Annotated in this window: 6 protein-coding genes; 5 read left to right on the top strand and 1 reads right to left on the bottom strand. The window is 69.5% G+C overall.

Going from position 1 to position 18093, the window contains the following annotated elements:
• Positions 1-5: 5 nt before the first annotated feature.
• Entirely contained in the window at positions 6-1004 is a 999-nt protein-coding gene (locus tag ACFOGJ_RS23200; protein ID WP_379905095.1) for a hypothetical protein, read from the bottom strand.
• Between the two features lie 170 nt (positions 1005-1174).
• Here ACFOGJ_RS23200 and ACFOGJ_RS23195 point away from each other — a divergent pair, with 170 nt between their 5' ends.
• The 5 genes from ACFOGJ_RS23195 (at position 1175) to ACFOGJ_RS23175 (ending at position 18037) form a co-directional block, all read left to right on the top strand.
• Entirely contained in the window at positions 1175-1882 is a 708-nt protein-coding gene (locus ACFOGJ_RS23195; protein WP_379905093.1) for a hypothetical protein, read from the top strand.
• Positions 1883-1924: 42 nt separating this feature from the next.
• On the top strand, positions 1925-3619 hold the full coding sequence (locus ACFOGJ_RS23190; protein ID WP_379905091.1) for a peptidase domain-containing ABC transporter: 1695 nt from the start codon (positions 1925-1927) through the stop codon (positions 3617-3619).
• On the top strand, positions 3616-4941 hold the full coding sequence (locus ACFOGJ_RS23185; RefSeq protein ID WP_379905089.1) for an HlyD family type I secretion periplasmic adaptor subunit: 1326 nt from the start codon (positions 3616-3618) through the stop codon (positions 4939-4941). The genes ACFOGJ_RS23190 and ACFOGJ_RS23185 overlap by 4 nt, the downstream gene beginning before the upstream one ends.
• Positions 4942-5108: 167 nt before the next feature.
• The gene (locus tag ACFOGJ_RS23180) at positions 5109-14864 is read left to right on the top strand and encodes a LamG-like jellyroll fold domain-containing protein (protein ID WP_379905086.1); all 9756 of its coding nucleotides are present in this window, start codon (positions 5109-5111) and stop codon (positions 14862-14864) included.
• Positions 14865-14890: 26 nt separating this feature from the next.
• Positions 14891-18037 carry an ABC transporter substrate-binding protein gene (locus ACFOGJ_RS23175; protein ID WP_379905084.1) on the top strand — a complete coding sequence of 1049 codons (3147 nt, stop codon included), beginning with the start codon at positions 14891-14893 and terminating at the stop codon, positions 18035-18037.
• Positions 18038-18093: the final 56 nt, after the last annotated feature.

Here is an 18093-nt window from a genome sequence, read left to right as displayed (position 1 = left end):
GGCTTTCAGCCCTCCGGGACGGCGACCAGTTCCAGCATCATCCGCTGCGCCGGGGTCAGCCGGTCGAGCACCGTCGCCGGCAGCACCGCCGGCGCCGTCTTGTCGTTGATATAGGCCCAGTTCCGGTACAGCCCGAAGCGGATCCATAGCGCCAGGCGGTCGCATTTCGCCGGCGGGCTGCCGCGATGCAGGCCGAAGGTGTCGGCGATGAAGCCGGTGCCCGCCGGCCCGGTCAGCACCGCTTCATGCGGCGCCAGCAGCTTGCGCAGCGGTTCGGTATAGCGGGTGGCGTTGGCGCCGCGCGGCGGGAAGAACAGCTCGATGCGGCCGATCCGGTCCGCCTCGGCCCGGATCACAGGGTCCGGGTGGTTGACCGTGGCGGCCGCCAGCAGGTCCTTCCGGTGGCTGCCGGCATAATAGACCGTGGGGCCGTCTTCCGCGCCGTTCACGTCGGTCAGGTAGACGAACAGCGACAGGAAGCGGAAATCGTCCTGGTCGCGATGGATCCGGTGTGTCCGCGCCGGCTCCGGGCCGCCCGGATAGGTCCACCAGGCATGCACCGAATAGATGTAGGGCAGGGCACCCAGATAGGCGCTGGCCAGCGTCACCACGTCGTCGCGCAGCGCAAGCTCCAGTACGCCGGGTGCCGCCAGGATGTCCTGCAGCTTGTAGGAGCCGTAATCGCTGTGATGCCGGGTCTCGTCGACGCTGCGCGCGACCCCGTCGCTGTAGACCGGCACATGGGCGGCATAGACCTTGCCCGCCAGCAGGTGCTCGCGCAGGCGGGTCGCCGCCGCCGCGTCCAGCAGCCGGCCCAGCCGCAGGAAGCCGTCCTGGCGCAATGTCGCGGCGGGGAAGGGGCCCGGTCCGGCGGGCGCCAGCGCCGCCGTCTGCCGCGCCCGGTTGGCGGCCAGCATGGCGGCGATCTCCTCCCGCAGGTCGGGGGGGAGGACGTTCTGCACCCTGCTCATCAGGTCGACCAGGAACGGGTCGGAATTGTGCATGGCGGTTGTCGCTGTCTGCTGCGGTGGCGGCCAGGGTAGCGCCAATCCGCAGGCCGCCCAATGCGCCGGAAGAACGCAGTCCGGCGCGGTTTCCGGGCCGCGGGCCTTCGGCTATCGTGGTCCCGGCCCGGCAGTGGCGGGCGGAAGGGCATGACGGGCGGAAGGACGGCATGATCGACCACCTGTGCAAGGCGGTGATAGCGGAACTGGGGATCCGGCGGTTCGTGGAGACCGGCCTCTACATGGGGGAGACGGTGGCCGAGGTCTCCGCCTGGTTCGCCGAACTGCATCCCGGCTTCGGCGTGCTGACCCATTACGACAACTATCAGGTGCGCGGCGGCGCCAATCCCTGGAACGCCTATATCCCCTATCCGGTATTCCGCGCCCTGCCCAACACCCGTTTCTCCCTGTTCTCGATCGAGAACAACGCCCATTACGCCGACCGTTCGCGCCGGCTGTTCGCCAGCAATCCGAACATCGCGATCGTCGAGGGAAGTTCCGAGGCGGAGCTGAAGCGGCTGCTGGCCGAAGGCGTGATCCACGACCGGGATCCCTGGTTCTTCTACCTGGATGCCCATTGGGGCGAATACTGGCCGCTGCGCGACGAGATCGCGACGATTCTGACCCTGCCGCAATGCATCGTCGTGGTGGACGATTTCGAGGTGCCGGGCCAGCCCAAATGGGGCTTCGACATGTATCAGGGGGTGCCCTGCAACATGGCGGTGATCGCCGACCTGCTGGCCGGCCATGACATCGCGGCCTACTACCCGGTGCGCTCCAACCGCGACAATCGCGGCTGGGTGATTCTGTTCAAGGGCTTCTCCGAGGCGGAACTGGCCTTCATGGCGAAACTGCCCTTCGACCATGCCCCGCTCTAGCCGGCCGCGTCCTGACAGCCCCTCTGGCGACAGGCCGGAGCCGTGACGGAGCTGCTGCGCCGCTTCCGCAGCCGTCCGGGGGTCACCGGCCTGATCCTGCTGGCCTCGATGCTGGCGCATCTGCTGGGCCTGATCTCTGCGCTCTATGTCATCCAGGTGCTGAACCGCTATGTCAGCCACGGGGTCGACACCACACTGGCGACCCTGACCGTCGGCGTGCTGCTGGCGATCGCCTTCGAGGCAGGCTTCCGCATCGTGCGGCTGCGGCTGGCCGCCACCCTGAGCGGCCGGGCGGACCTGAACATCGGCATCGGCGCCTATGGCGTGCTGGCGACGGCCCGCTCCGCGGCGCTGGAGCGCCTGCCGCCGGGCCAGGCGCGGGAGGCGGTGCTGGGGCTGGAGCAGGCGGAGGCCGCCTATTCCGCCACCGGCCTGGTCGGCTGGATCGACCTGCCTTTCGTGCTGCTCTACGGCCTGGTGGTCTATCTGATCAGCCCGGTACTGGCGCTGGTGCTGTTCTGCGCGCTGCTGCTTTCGGTCGGCATGGGCCTGGCGCATCAGGCGGCGATGCGCCAGGTGACCCGGGCGTCGGTGGAACGGCGGGCCACCGCCCATGGCCTGGTCGCCAGCCTGATCGGCGGGGCGGAAGCGGTGCGGCTGTTCGGCGCCGCGCCGCGGCTGATCGCCGCCTGGACCGGCAACCTGGCGCAGCTGCAGGCGCTGCGCCGCCAGGCGGCACAGCGCGACGGGCTGCTGCAGAGCGGCGCGATGGCGCTGCAGGCGGTGACCACCGTCGGCATCATCGCGGTCGGCGCGGTGCAGGCGGTGCGCGGCGATCTCAGCGTCGGCGCGCTGATCGGCGCCAACATCCTGGCGACCCGCGCGCTGCAGCCGACGAACCGGCTGGCGGGGCTGCTGGCCGCGCTGACCCGTGCCGGCGAGGCACGGCGGCGGGCGCAGGCGCTGGCCGCCCTCCCGCAGGAGGCGGAGGGCGGCGGCGCCCTGGGCCGCTTCGCCGGCCGGCTGGAACTGCGGGACCTGGCCTACACGCCGCCGGGCGCGCCCGCGCCGCTGTTCGAAGGTGTCTCCCTGGCGCTGGAGCCGGGCGCGGTGCTGGTGCTGACCGGCCGCAACGGCGCCGGCAAGAGCAGCATGATGCGGCTGATCGCCGGCCTGGTGCAGCCCGACCGCGGCCAGATCCTGGCCGACGGCACCGATATCCGCCAGCTGGCGCCGTCCTGGTGGCGCCGCCAGCTGATCTATCTGCCGCAGGAGCCGACCTTCGTGAACGGCACGATCCGGGAGAACCTGTCCGATGCCAATCCCGACCTGCCGGAGGCCGGCTGGCACCGCTGCCTGGAGCAGGCCGGCGCGGCGGCGCATGTCCTGGCCAGCCCGAAGGGCCTGGACACGCCGATATCCGGCGACGGCATGACCCTGGCCCGCGGCATAAGGCGCAAGCTGGCGCTGGCGCGGGCACTGGCGACCGACGGCCGGCTGGTGCTGCTGGACGAGCCGACGGAGGGGCTGGACCAGGAAGGGGTGCGTGCGATGTACGACCTGCTGATCGAGCTGGCGCGGCAGGGCCGGACCATCTGCCTGTCCTCCCATGACCCGCGGATCGTCAGGGCGGCGGGGCTGGAATTGGACCTGGACGAGAAGCCGCGGCCGCAGCTTCGGCGCGCGGGCCAGGGCGGGCCCGCCGGCCAGCCGGCGTCGATCGAGGCGGGCCGATGAGCGGCCTGGAGGAGATTCCGCAGGCGGAGACGCCCGGCGCCACGGTGGATGTCGGGGAGAAGGTCGGCCGCGGCACGACCATCTTCCTGGCGCTCGCCGCCGGCCTGGTGGTCCTGGCCGCGGCCTGGGCCACCCTGGGCACCCTGGAGATCGTCAGCACGGCGATCGGAGAGGTGGTGCCGGGCAGCAGCGTGAAGACGGTGCAGCACCTGGAGGGCGGCATCGTGCGCGAGATCCTGGTGCAGGAGCGCCAGGTGGTGAAGGCGGGCGAGCCGCTGGTGCGGCTGGACAGCACCCGCAGCGAGTCCGACGTCGACGAGCTGCAGGCCCGGCTGCGCGCCCTGCGCATCGACATCGCCCGGCTGGAGGCGGAGATCGCGGCGCGGCCGCAGATCGACTTCCCGGACGACCTTGTCGCCGCCGTGCCGGCGCAGCTGGAAGCGGCCGAGGCGCTGATGGAGACCCGCCGCAAGCGCCTGGGGGCGGAACTGGAGGCGCAGAGCCAGGCGGTGATCCAGCGCGAGCAGGAGATCCGCGAGGTGAAGGCCCGGATCGAGACGAACCGCGCCCTGCGCGGGCATCTGCAGGAGCAGGTGCGGATCAGCAAGCAGCTGCTCGACCGCGACATCACCAACCGCATGACCCACCTGAACCTGGTGAAGGACCTGACCTCGCTGGAGGGTGGCCTGCGGGAAGATCAGGCGCTGCTGGTGCGGACCGAGGCGGCGCTGGAGGAGGCCCGCAACCGCGAGGCGGAGGTGGCGGAGCGTTTCGCCGAGGAAGCCAGGCGCGAGCTGGGGGAGCGGCGCCGGGAGTTCGAGGAGTTGAGCCAGCGCCTGCGCAAGTTCGCCGATGCCAAGGAACGGTCCGAGATCCGCTCGCCGGTCGATGGCATCGTGAAGTCGCTGGCGGTGAAGACGGTGGGCGGCGTGGTGCAGCCCGGCGACGTGATGGCGGAGATCGTGCCGGTGGACGACAGCCTGGTGGTCGATGCCCGCCTGCCGGTGGAGGATATCGGCTTCGTGCATGCCGGCCAGCCGGTGCAGCTGAGCCTGACCGCATCGGATTCCCAGCAGTTCGGCACCATCGCCGGCGAGGTGGTCGGCGTGGCCCCCGACGCATTGCTGACCGAACAGGGGGCGCCCTACTACCTGGTGCGAATCCGGCCGGAGGCGGAAAGCTTCGGTGCCGGCCGGATCGCCTACCGGCTCTATCCGGGCATGCGCCTGGTCTGCAACATCCTGATCGGCGAACGGACCGTGGCGGGCTATATCCTGGACCCGCTGCTGCGCACCACCACCACCGCGATGCGGGAGCGCTGACCGGCATTCGGTCCTGCCGTGCAGCGGTATGCAACTTGCGTAATTTCGGGAAAAGCTGACAATCAATCGCAAAATGAAACGTTTTGCGACGCCGGGTCAGCTGTGCCTGTCCCGTTGGGGGACGATTTTCGTGTGGCCTGCCGGTCGGGGCGGGTTGGGTTGGCTGAATGGCTGTCGAGGAACCGGTCTCATCCCGTTTCGAGAACGCCCCTGACGGCAGCGACGCCGCCGGGGCACGGCCGGACTCCGCCGCCTCCGGCGGCAATGCCGGCATCGCCCTCGGCGGCCGCACCCTGCCGGTGCCACAGGAGATCCACGAGGCGGTGCTGGTCACCGCCGCCGGCGGCGAGGCGGTCGATACCCGGCTCGAGGCGCTGCGCAATGCCGTCCGCGACTTCGCCATCGCGGAGGGTGCCACGGCCGACAGCGCCGACCTGGCGGCAGGCCTCTATATCGACCTCGTCGTGCGCGGTCTGGCGGATCCGGGGGGTGGCGATGAGCTGGCGCAGCGGGCGTTCAACGACGCCCTGCAGTTCGGCACCGTGGAGGGCCCTGATCCTGCCGATCAGCTGCTGACCGCCCTGGCCGGCGGCGAGGGTATCGACCAGGCGGTGACCCGGCTGCTGGAAACCCTGCCCGGCACCGAGGGGCTGGAGGGCGAGGCGCTGGCCGCCGCGCAGGCGGAGTTCGTCGCGACCCTGCAGCAGAGCCTGGCGGATGGCATTGCCCCGACAGAAGCGATTGCGGCCGCGCAGTCGTCGGTGACGGCCGCGCTGGCGGACGCAGCAGCAGGGGCCGAGCCGGGCGACAGCCTGGCCGAGGCGCTTGCCTCCGGCAGCGATGCGGGAACCGCGATCGCCGAGGCCGCGGCGCGTGCCGGTCTGGACGGTGACGGTGCGGCGGTCTTCGAGGGCGCATTGGCGCGGGCCCTCGGCGACGGCATCGCAACCGGCGCGGCGGCGGATGCCGCCGCCGGCCAGGCGGAGGCCGCCGCTGCGGCGATTGCCGAAAGTGCCGTGCCGATGTCGCCGGCGGACCAGCTGCGCCTGGCCCTGTCGGCCGGCGCCGGGTCCGAGGGCTTCGATGCGATCCTGCGGCAGTTCGGCCTGGAGGGGGCATCGGGCGATGCCTTTGCGGAGGCGCTGCAGCGTGCCCTGGCGGAGGGCAGCGATGTCGGCGAGGCGGTGGCCAGTGCAGATGCCGCCGCCGACCAGGCCGAGAGCGCGGCGGCCGAACAGGCGGTGGAGCTGTCCGCCGCCGACCAGCTGGCGCAGGCGCTGGCCAATGGCCAGCAGGTCGACCAGGCGCTGGCGGCGGTCGGTGGCGAGGCCGGCGGCCAGGTCTTCGCCCAGGCCCTGGCGGCCAGCCTGGCGCAGGGCGGCGACATGGCCGGCGCGATCCGCAGCGGCGGCGAGGCAGCCTCCGCCGCGCAGAGTGCCCAGGCCAGCCAGGGGGTTGCGGTTTCGGCCGCCGACCAGCTGGTCGCGGCGCTGGCCTCCGGCGATGCCGCCGATGCGGGCCTGGCGGTGGCCAGCCTGTCCAATGGCGGCGGAGAGGCTTTTGCCAGCCAGCTCATCGCCTCGCTCGCCGGCGGCAGCGATGCGGCGGCTTCGGTGAACCAGGCCCGCATTGCCGGCGATGCCGCGGCGGCGACGGCCCAGGCCCAGGCGGTGCCGGTTTCCGACCAGACGATCCTCGCCCTGTCGCAGGGTAGTGGTCCGCAGGGCAGCGGTTCCGGCTCTGGCAATGCGGGCAGCTCCGCCGGCGATGGCGGTGATGGCGGGCTGGACGTGATCGCCCGGGCGCTGGCGGCGATATCGCCTGCCGCGGGCGGCCAGTCGAACGCGGGCGCCGGCGGATCCGCCGCGGATGCCGGGACGGTGCAGGTGGCGCAGGGCTCCGACGGCGGTGCCGCCACCGGGCAGGGGGCGAGCGGCAGCGACGGTGCTGCCGGCGATGGCGTGACCCAGGCCGTGCGGGCGGTGGGCGATGGCGGGCAGGCTGCAGGCAGCCAGGGCGTCGGCGGACAGCCCGGTGTGGCGGGTAATGCCGGGACCGGGCAGGGGGGCGCCGCCGCCGCAGGTCCAGGCGGTGCGGCCGGCGATGGCGTCCAGGACCAGGGTGGCCAGGGCGCGGAAGGCCAGGGTACCGAAGGCCAGGGTACCGAAGGCCAGGGCGCGGATGGCACCGGACAGGACAATCAGGGGCAGCAGGCCCCGGCCCGGGCGCCCGCCGGCTTCACTCCCACGGTGACCCTCGCCGGCAACGGCGCCGGTGGTCTCGGGACCGGCAACAGCGGGTCCGGCAACAGCGGGTCCGGCAACAGCGGATCCGGCAGCGCCGTTGGCCAGTCGGCTGCGTCGGCAGGCGGCAGGGCCGGGACCGGCAATGCCGCGACCGGCACCGACACGGGCAGCCAGACCACGACGACCACCACGACGACGACCACCACAACGACCACGGCAACGACCACCGCCGGCACCACGACGACGGCGGCGAACCAGGGCTCGGGCACGGCCGGCGGCGGGTCCGGTGACGCAGCCGCCGACGGCGGCAGCACAGGCGGGTCGGGCGGCAGCGACACGGTGACCGGCGGTGCGGGCGGCGACGACCTGGGCCCAAGCAATGCCGCGCCGGTGCCGGTCGCGGATGCCGTCACCCTGGCCGCCGGCAGCAGCCGCAGCATCGACGTCCTGGCCAACGATGCCGACCCCGATGCCGGCGACAGCCTGAGCCTCACCGCGCTCTCCAGCCCGGCACGCGGCACGGCGCGGATCGAGGACGGACGGATCCTTTTCGATGCCGGCAGCGATTTCCGCAACCTGGCCAGCGGCACCAGCCAGACCGTCACCCTGACCTACACGGTCAGCGATCGTGCCGGCGCCACCGGCAGCGGCGCCGTCACCCTGACGATCACCGGGGTCAACGATGCGCCGACCGCCGGGGCGGACGCCGCCTCGACCGACGAGAACGGGGTCCTCACCTACGCTGTCCTGGCCAACGACAGCGACCCCGATACCGGCGACAGCCTGAGCCTGACCGACGCGGCCATCGTCGGCGGCGGCTCCGGCGGCGGTGCGGGCACCCGGGGCACGGTCGCCATCGTCGGCAATGCGATCCGCTTCGACCCGGGCAGCGACTTCGACCATCTGGCCGCCGGCGAGAGCGAGGTCGTGACGATCTCCTATACGGCGACGGATGCCGGCGGCCTGCAGTCAAGGTCCGAGCTTGCCGTCACCGTGACCGGCAGCAACGACCTGCCCTTCGCGACCGCGGACTATACCCGGGCGCATGAGGACGAGACGAAGATCTTCGGCGTGACGGCGAACGATGGCGATGCCGAGGACGGCGCCGCCGGGCTGAGCCTCGTCTCCTACGGTTTCGCCAGCGGCGCCGGCACCCTGACCCATGGCGGCGGCCTGCTGTACTTCACCCCGGCATCCAGCTACCAGATGCTGGACTCCGACGATACCGCAGAGGTGGCGATCAACTACGTGGTGGCGGACAGCACCGGCGCCACTGCCGCTGCCACGCTGACCATCCTGCTGGAGGGCCGCAACGATGCGCCCGTCGCGGTCGACGACACCGCGACGATCAGCGAAGACGAAACCCTCACCCTGGACCTGCTGGCCAACGACACCGATGTCGACGGCAGCGACCATACGGGCAACTTCACCCTGGTCTCGGTCGCCCAGACCGACGGCTTGGGCAGTTCCGGCATCGCCAACGGCAAGTTGTCCTACGATCCCGGCACCGCCTATCAGGACCTGGACGAGGGCGACAGCGCCACGGTGACGGTCGCCTACACCATGGCCGACGATGAGGGGCTGGAGTCGGAGGCGGTCGCCACCCTGACGATCCGCGGCGTCAACGACGCCCCCGTCGCGGTGGCCGATACCGGCAGCCTGTCCGAGGATGGCACCCTGACCCTGGACGTGCTGGCCAACGACACCGACGTCGACGGCGACGACAATGCGACCAACTTCGTTCTGCAGTCGGCCAGCGTCAGTTCCGGTACCGGCTCCGTGTCGGTGGTGAACGGCGAACTGCGCTACGACCCGGGCAGCAGCTATCAGTCGCTGGATGCAGGCGACACCGCCACGGTGACAGTCAGCTACGTCATGGCCGATGACAGCGGTGCGACCGCGATCGGCACCGCGACCCTGACCGTGACGGGGGCGAACGACGCACCGGTCGGCGTGGCCAACAGCGCCGCCGCGGGCGAGGATGCGGCATCGCTGACGGTCGATGTGCTGGCCAATGATACCGATGTCGACGGCGATGACGGGCCGGCGACCTTCACCCTGACCTCCGCCTCGGTGGCCGCGGGGCAGGGCAGTGTCGCCATCGTCGACAACAAGCTGCGCTTCACCCTGGGCGACGATTTCGACCGGCTGGCCGCCGGCACGACCGAACAAGTGGTCATCAGCTACGGCTTCACCGACGACAGCGGGTCCGCGGGCAGCGGCACCCTGACGGTGACCGTGAGCGGCAGCAACGATGCGCCGGCCGCGCCGCAGGGCAGCGCCCTGCGCTTCGACGGGGTGAACGATGGGGTCGTGGTCGCCGATCATGACGATCTTGACTTCGCGGCCGGCGAAGCCTTCTCGATCGAGGCCTGGATCCGCCTCGATGCCCTGGCCGGGCGGCAGGCGATTATCGACAAGCCCGCCGCCAACGGCAGCACAACCGGCTATCATTTTTATGTCGAGAACGGGAAGCTGGGCGCCTACTCGACCCCCAGCGGCGATTTCCAGGCCGGAGCGGCCAGCGTGGCGGCCGGCACCTGGGCGCATGTCGCCATGGTCTATGACGGCACCAACCTCACCCTCTACAGCGACGGGACCGCGGTCGGCAGCACGGCCTGGTCGCCCGGCGGCGAGGTGGACGGCGACCTGAGCATCGGCCGCACCCTCAACGGCAGCTATTTCGACGGCGAGATGGCGGACCTTCGGATCTGGAACCGCGCGGTGTCGCAGTCCGAACTGCAGACCCTGATGCGCCAGGACACCGCCCGCGACCATACCGGCCTGGTCGCCGACTACGACTTCTCCGGCAGCGGTACGACCCTGACCGACGCGGCAGGCGCGGCGCAGAACGGCACCCTGGAGAACGGCCCTGCATGGGATGCGCTGCACAGCTTCGGCATTTCCCGCGGCGAGGCCTATCGCGGCATGCTGCTGTCCAGCGACATCGACCTGGACCCGACCGCGGCGTCCCTGACCTATTCGGTGTCGTCGGGGCCGTCGCGCGGCTCCGTGTCCCTGTCCGGCAATACCTACACCTATGCCCATGACGGTTCGAACAACGGCGCCGACAGCTTCCAGGTCACCATCTCCGACGGCACCGCCAGCGTCGTGCAGACGGTCAACGTCTCCGTCGATACGGGCAATCGGGCACCCACCACCCCTTCGCTGAACGCGATCCGCTTCGACGGGGTGAACGACCATATCCAGTTCGCTGACCATGGCGTATTCGAGCGTGGCGCCGGCATGGTGGATCTGACGGCCTCGGCATGGATCAAGCTCGACGACGTGTCGCATGTGCCGGTCTTCGACAAGCCGCACAGCGCAAACAGCAATTCGACGAACTGGCGCCTGGAGGTGGTTAACGGCCAGCTGCGGCTGTGGAACGGGGAGAACGGACAGTTCAACCAGAGCGGCGGGCCGGCGATGCAGGCCGGCACATGGTACCATGTAGCGGTTGCCGGCACCGACAACGGCACCATGCGGATGTACATTGATGGCCGGCTGGTCGGCACCGATTCCAACTGGCGGTTCGATACCGAGGGTTCCGGGCCGTTCTATGTCGGCCGCGACGGCGCCGGCCGCCATCTCGACGGCGAGATGGCGCAGATCCAGCTCTGGGAACGGGTACTGACCCAGTCGGAGATCCAGGACGCCATGTCGCGCAAGACCGGCGAGAGCATCAGCCGGCTCTGGGCGCACTACAATCTCGACGGCAGCGGCACCTCGGTCGTGGACCAGGGCGGAAGCGTCGCCCAGAACGGCACCCTGAAGAACGGTGCGACCCGGGTCGACCTGACCGCCCTGCAGATCGCCAATGACGAAATCTATCAGGGCATCGTGCTGGGCGACGATGCCGACGCCAATGGAATCAGCCAGGGCCTGACCTACTCGATCGCATCGCGGCCGACCCACGGCACACTGACCCTCAGCGGCAACAAGTTCACCTACGACCATGCCGGCGACGGCCAGAACGACAGTTTCGACATCTATGTCAGCGACGGCACCGCGCTGACCCGGCGCACGATCACCGTCACCCTGGTCGACAACGACCCGCCGGTGCTGGCGGAGAGCAACAGCCTGCGCTTCGACGGCAATGACGACTTCGTTGCCGTCGGCCATCACGCCGACCTCTCCTTCGCGGCGGCGGAAGCCTTCTCTCTCGACCTCTGGGTGAAGCCCGACGATATTGCCGCCAACATGGCGCTGCTCGACAAGTCCGCCTCCACCTCGATCAATGCGAGCGACTTCCGGCTGGAACTCGACCAGGGCACCGTTCGGATCTGGAGCGGCGACGGCACGACGACCAGCGAACTGAATGCCGCCGATGCGGGCATCGTCTCCGGCATCTGGAACCATCTGGCCTTCACCTACGACGGATCCGGCACCGGCCGCCTCTTTCTGGGCGGCACGGAGATCGCCTCGGGCAGCTGGACGCCACGGATTGCCGGCAGCGGCGAACTCTGGCTCGGCAAGGCCTTCGACGGCCGCTTCTTCGGTGGCGAGATCGGCGATGTCCGGGTCTGGAACCGGCAGGTCAGCGAGGCCGAGATCCAGAACCTGATGACCCAGGAGGCCACAACCGACCTGAACGGGCTGGTGCTGGACCTCGACCTCGGCGGTTCCGGCACGACCCTGACCGACGATGCCGGAGCCGCGCAGAACGGCACCATCAGCGGGGCGCAAAGGCTGTCGGCCACGACGATATCGGTGCTGCGCGACGGCAGCCATGGCGGGCTGCTGCTGGCGAACGACGCGGAGACCACGCCGCTGGCCGGGCAGCTGAACTACAGCCTCTCCTCCGGCCCGTCGAACGGCACCGTGACCTTCGACGGCAACCGCTATCTTTATGTCCATGACGGTTCGAACACGGCCAGCGACAGCTTCACGGTGGCGATCTCCGACGGCTCCCTGACCCTCAGCCAGGTGGTCAATGTCACGGTCGACAATTCGGCGCGCGCACCGCGCTTCGACCAGTTGAACGCGCTGGTCTTCGACGGTACCGACGATTATGTCTCCGTTCCCGATTCCAGCGGCTGGGACCGGACCGGCTCCGACGCCTTCACCCTGGAGGCTTGGATCAAGACCGACGCCATCGGCACGCACATGACCCTGTTCGACAAGCCGGTGGACCTGTCGACGGACACCAGCAACTACCGGCTAGAACTGCTGGCCAGCGGCGTCCTGCGCCTGCATTCCAGCGGCAGCAGCGGCAGCAATATCGACCAGACCAGCAGCACGGTCGCCGCGGGCGAATGGCAGCATGTCGCCGTGACCCGCGACGGCTCCGGCAATGTGAATTTCTACCTGAACGGCGCCGGGGTCGGCAGCCATGCGGGCTGGGACTATGGCGCGACAACCGGCGGCGAGGTGCTGATCGGCCGCGACAGTTCCGGCACCGGCCGGCACTATGACGGGCAGATGGCGGAGTTCCGCTACTGGACCGAGGCGCTCAGCCAGGCGGAGATCCAGGCCGGCATGACCCGTGCCGCCGCCGATACCGACCGTCCCCTGGGCACCCGCTTCGGCTTCGAAGGCAGCACCACCACCGTCATCGACGATGCCGGCCAGTCCGCCCAGAACGGCACCCTGGTGAACGGCCCGACCCGGTCCAGCCTGCTGTCGGTCGACGTGCAGAACGACGCCGTCTATCGCGGCCTGCTGCTGGCGGACGATGGCGACAGCGCGGTGCGTAGTACGGCGCTGAGCTACGAGATCGCGGGCAAGCCCGTCCATGGCAGCCTGACCCTGGACGGCAACCGCTTCACCTACGACCATGTCGGCGACGGCCAGGACGACAGCTTCTCGATCTGGGTTTCTGACGGCAGCAGCCGCAGCCTGAAGACCTTCGCGGTCAACACGACGAATGCAACGCCGACCCTGTCGGAGAACCAGGTCGCGAACCTGGACGGCAGCGATGATCATCTGGTGGTCGCCGACCATGACGATCTCGACTTCACCGGCAGCGACGCCTTCGCGCTGGAGATGTGGATCAACCCGGACGACGTCGCCGGCACCACCGTCCTGATGGACAAGCGCTGGGGCGGCGGCATCAACGACACCAGTTTCCGGCTGGAGCTCGATGACGGCGGCATCCGGCTGTTCAATCGGAACTCGTCCGGCGGCACGGCCGACCTCTATGCCGACACCCAGACGGTGACAGCGGGGCGCTGGCACCATGTCGTCGCCAGCTATGACGGCGCCGGCACGGCCACCATTTTCATCAACGGTGCCCAGGCGGCCACCGGCGGCTGGGCGAATGCCGACCTCAGCAGCCACGAGCTCTATATCGGCCGTGCGCAGGACGGCCGCTACTATGACGGCCAGGTCGCGGAAACCCGGATCTGGAGCAAGGCGCTGAGCCTGACCGAAGTGCAGAAGCTGATGACCCAGGACACCGCGAGCGATGCCGCGGACCTGGTCCTGGATCTGGACTTCGCCGGATCCGGCGCGACGGTCGGCGACGATGCCGGCACCGCCCAGGACGCCACCCTGACGAACGGCGCGGTGCGGCTCTCCACAGCCGGCGTGACGGTGACAAACGACGGCATCCACTATGGGCTGCTGCTGGGCGGCGATGCCGATATCGACCCCCTGACCTACGGCCTGACCTACAGTATCGCCCAGGCGCCGGAACATGGCAGCGTCACCCTGAACGGCAACCGCTTCACCTACGACCATAACGGCGATGGCAGCAACGACAGCTTCGTCGTGACGATCTCCGACGGCGCGGCCAACCTGTCCCATACCGTCAACGTGACCGTCGACGGCACCAACACGGCCCCGACCCTGGCGGCGATGCATGCCATCGGCTTCGACGGCAGCGACGACCATATCTCGGTCGCGGATCATGCCGACCTGGATTTCGGCGCCACCGACCCGATCACCCTGGAGGCCTGGATCCGCCTGGATGACATGAGTCGCGAATACAACCTGTTCGAGAAGTCCGACCATTCCAGCGGTACGGACACCAACTACCGCCTCTACGTCCGCGACGGCATCCTGGGATTCTACAACGGCAATGTGGATCCCCTGCTGGAGACCGGGGCAGGCACGATTGTGGCCGACGAATGGACCCACGTGGCCTTCGCCTATGACGGCACGACTGCGCGCCTGTACAAGGACGGCAGCGAGGTGGCGAGCGGAGCGCGGCAGTTGGGAGCCGTCACGGACACCGCGCTGCTCATTGGCCGCGACACGACGAGCGGCAGCCGCTATTTCGACGGCCAGATGAGCGAGATCCGGGTCTGGGACAGGGCGCTGAGCGAGGCGGAGATCCAGAATGGCATGACCCGCAAGGTCGACCAGACGACCGCCAACCTGGTGCTGCAGTTCGACGGCGACACCGTGTCCGGCGGACAGGTGGTGGACGGCAGCGGCAACGGCCATAACGGCAGCCTGCAGAACGGCGCCGCGGCCGCCGACATGAAGTCGGTGCAGATCGCCAACAATGCCGTCTACAAGGGCCTGCTGCTCGGTGCCGACGGGCAGGGCTCGGCGGTGTCGGCGGGTTTGAGCTATCATCTCGCCGATGCGCCGGAACACGGGACCCTGACGATGTCCGGGAACGAATATATCTACGACCATGACGGCGGCGGCAGCGACGACAGCTTCCAGGTCGCGATCGACGACGGCAGCACCGTCAGCTACCACGACGTCACCTTCACGGTGGCCTGAGCGGGATGGTCCGGCGCCTGCGGCAGATGCTCTTCGGGGACGGCCCGCTGACCAAGCGGGACATGTTCCTGGTGATCCTGGGCGTGATCGTCCTGGTGGGCACCCTGTTGTCGCTGGCGGTCCGCTTCACGGTGCTGGAGGCGGACCAGGACAATCCCTACCGCATCGCGGTCGTCGGTCCGATGTCCGGGCCGGCGGCGGAGACCGGCCTGGCGATGCGCCGCGGCGCCAGCCTGGCCGTGCGGCAGCTCAACCGCGCCGAAGGCGTGGCCGGCCGCGGCATTGCCCTGGCCGCGTTCGACGATCGCAACGACCCGGACCTGGCGCGGCAACGGGCGGAAGAGATCGTCGCCGACGACAGCATCGTCGCGGTGATCGGCCATTGGGCGCCGCAGGCCTCCGCCGCGGCAGCACCCGTCTATGCCGCCGCCGGCCTGCCGATGATCCTGCCTGCCTCCGCCCCGGCGGGCCTGGCGGCGGAGCTGGACAATGTCTTCGCGACCGTCTTCGACAAGACGGCGCAGACGCGCTTCATGGCGAACTATGTCCGCAACGTGGTGGGGGAGAAGACCGCCTCCATCATCCATGCCGACAGCGCCGAAGGGCGCGACCTGGCGCAGACCTTCGACAAGACCTACCAGCGCTTCGGCACAAGGGTGCTGAACATGTGGTCCTATGCGCCGTCGGACCCGATCCTGACCGACCGGGCGCTGGCGATCGCTGCCGAGATCCAGGAAAAGAAGATCCTGGGCCATGTCTTCGTCCAGGGCGATCCCGACGACACGGCGACCCTGCTTGTCGCCCTGCGCCGTTCCGGCGTGCGCAACCCGGTCGTCGGCCTCGCCGACATGGCCACCACCGCCTTTGCCCGCGCGGTCGCCCTGTCGATGCCCAAGGTCGACCAGGCGCCCGGGGTGACGGACGGCGTGCTGGCGGCGACGCCGCTGCTGTTCGACACGGCGACCGAGGTCGCGCAGGCCTTCCAGACCGACTTCATCGAGGCGCATGACTATTCGCCGGACTGGCTGTCGGCCTTCACCTTCGACGATTTCAATCTGGTGGCCGCGATGCTGCGGCGCCAGATCGCGCGCGGCGGTCTGACCTCGGAGGCCGACGGCGCAGCGGCGCGGTCGGCCCTGATGCGCGCCCTCGGCGGCCTGACCCGGCCCGAGGACGGGGTGAAGAGCGTCGGCGGCAACCGCTATTTCGGCGATGCGGGGCAGAACACCACGCCGGTTCAGGTGGGGCTCTACAACGGCATCAGCCTGATCTCGGCGATGACCCAGCTGCAGCCGATCCTGGAGCAGGGCGTCACCGGCTATCTGGACCTGCTGAAGGAGGGCAAGGTCCTCTACGTGAACGACCGGTTCATGTACAAGACCAACGTCGTCTATACCGGCATCCAGCTGCTGAACGTCAGCCAGATGGACCTGGATACCGGCCTGGCGGAGCTGGAGTTCATCATCTGGTTCCGCTACCGCGGCGATTTCGCGCCGCAGGACCTGGTCTTCATCAACGCCGTGGAGCCGGTTGCGCTGGAGGAACCGATCCGCGAGTCGCTCGACGGCGACATCCGCTATGCCGCCTACCGGGTGAAGGGCAGCTTCAAGACGAACTTCTCCGACGTCTCCCGGCCCTACGGTTCCGTGGTCATCGGGCTTGCCTTCCACCACCGCCTGCTCAGCCAGAACAACCTGATGTACGTCTCAGACGTGCTGGGGATGGGGCTGGCGGGCTCCTCCACCCTGCTGGAGGTGCTGCAGCGCGACAGTTCGGCGGACACGCAGACCGGCGACAGCCTGAACCTCACCGGCTTTGCCGCGCTCGCGCAGGCGCTGGATCCGTCGGGATCCGCCGACGGCCTGCTGGAGGGCCTGGTCGGCCGGCGGGTCTTCGCGCCGCTGGCGCAGTGGCGCCCGGACCGGGCCTGGATCAGCCAGGAACTGGCCGACGTCTCCAGCGAGGGCGACCCCTCCTATGTCGGCTATGGCAAGCCGGAGCCGGAATTCACCCGCATCGACTTCGGCGCGATCCTGGTGCCCGACGAGATCGAGGTCGGCGCCCTGGTGCCGAAGAACTGGCTCTTCTACATCGCCATCTTCAGCTTCGTCGCCTCGGTCTTCGCCGCCGCCATGGACCGTCGCGACCGCGGCCAGTTCTGGCGGGTGCAGACCCTGTGCATCCGCATCGTCGCCTGGCCGCTGCTGCTGTTCTCGGTCGGCTCCCTGGCGCTGGAGCATGCCTACAACAACTGGAGCGCGGCGGAGATCGACATCCTGCTGATGGTCTACCTGTCGCTGTGGTGGCTGGTCCCTGCGCGGCTGGCGGCCAGCGCGATGGAGCGCTTCATCTGGGTGCCGCTGGAGATCCGCTCGCAGCGAAAGATCCCCAACGTCGTCCGCCTGTTCGCGGCGGCCTGCATCTACCTGTTCGCAATCTTCGGCATCGTCGGCTTCGTCTTCGACCAGCAGCTGACCAGCCTGCTGGCGACCTCCGGCCTGCTGACCCTGGTGATCGGCCTGGCGGTGCAGGCGAACATCGCCAATGTCTTCTCCGGCATCGTCCTGAACATCGAGCGGCCCTTCAAGGTCGGCGACATGGTGCAGGTGGAGGATTTCACCGGCATCGTCACCGACATCACCTGGCGGACGACCCGGGTCTGCGGCCTGGACGGTGTCCAGCTCAGCGTGCCCAACGGCAAGATGTCGGAGGGGGAAATCATCAACCTGTCCGCTTCCGGCGCCACCCGGGACGAGCGCGAGGTCTTCGTGCCCGCGAGCTACGATCCGGTGCAGGCGTTCGAGGCGATCCGCGCCGCCGAGGCACGCATCCGCGAGGCGCTCGCCGCCACCGGGCAGCAGGACGATGTCGACCGCTTCATGGTCCACAACGACGGGGTCAAGGTCCTGGAGTTCGGCGCCTTCCACCGTTTCCGGGTGACATGGTGGATGGAGCTGGCGAAGACCGACTACCACTTCATCCGGCACAGTGTGCACCAGGAGATCTGGCGCAGCCTGCATGAGCAGGGCATCGAGATGGCGTTTCCGGAGCATCCCGGCGCCGACAATCCGCCGCCGGGAAGGCTGCCGCCGGGCAAGCCGCCCTCTGCCGAGTTGCCCTCTGGCGAGTTGCCTGGCCGGCCGGGTGGCATGCAGGCCTATCCCGCGGAATAACAGGCCGCCGACCTCGCCCGGACCGCGTCGGACGGGAACCGAAGCGGTGCCGGCGC

Origin of the sequence: Marinibaculum pumilum, from assembly GCF_042646425.1 — a bacterium.
Taxonomy (GTDB): domain Bacteria; phylum Pseudomonadota; class Alphaproteobacteria; order Ferrovibrionales; family Ferrovibrionaceae; genus Marinibaculum; species Marinibaculum pumilum.
Note: the sequence above shows the minus strand (reverse complement) of the source record. Positions and strands in the feature narration are given on the sequence as shown.

Bases quoted from the DNA above. Each gene is read 5' to 3' on its own strand.
- ACFOGJ_RS23200 (WP_379905095.1), bottom strand. From the start codon at position 1,004: ATGCACAATTCCGACCCGTTCCTGGTCGACCTGATGAGCAGGGTGCAG.
- ACFOGJ_RS23195 (WP_379905093.1), top strand. From the start codon at position 1,175: ATGATCGACCACCTGTGCAAGGCGGTGATAGCGGAACTGGGGATCCGG.
- ACFOGJ_RS23185 (WP_379905089.1), top strand. From the start codon at position 3,616: ATGAGCGGCCTGGAGGAGATTCCGCAGGCGGAGACGCCCGGCGCCACG.
- ACFOGJ_RS23180 (WP_379905086.1), top strand. From the start codon at position 5,109: ATGGCTGTCGAGGAACCGGTCTCATCCCGTTTCGAGAACGCCCCTGAC.
- ACFOGJ_RS23175 (WP_379905084.1), top strand. From the start codon at position 14,891: ATGCTCTTCGGGGACGGCCCGCTGACCAAGCGGGACATGTTCCTGGTG.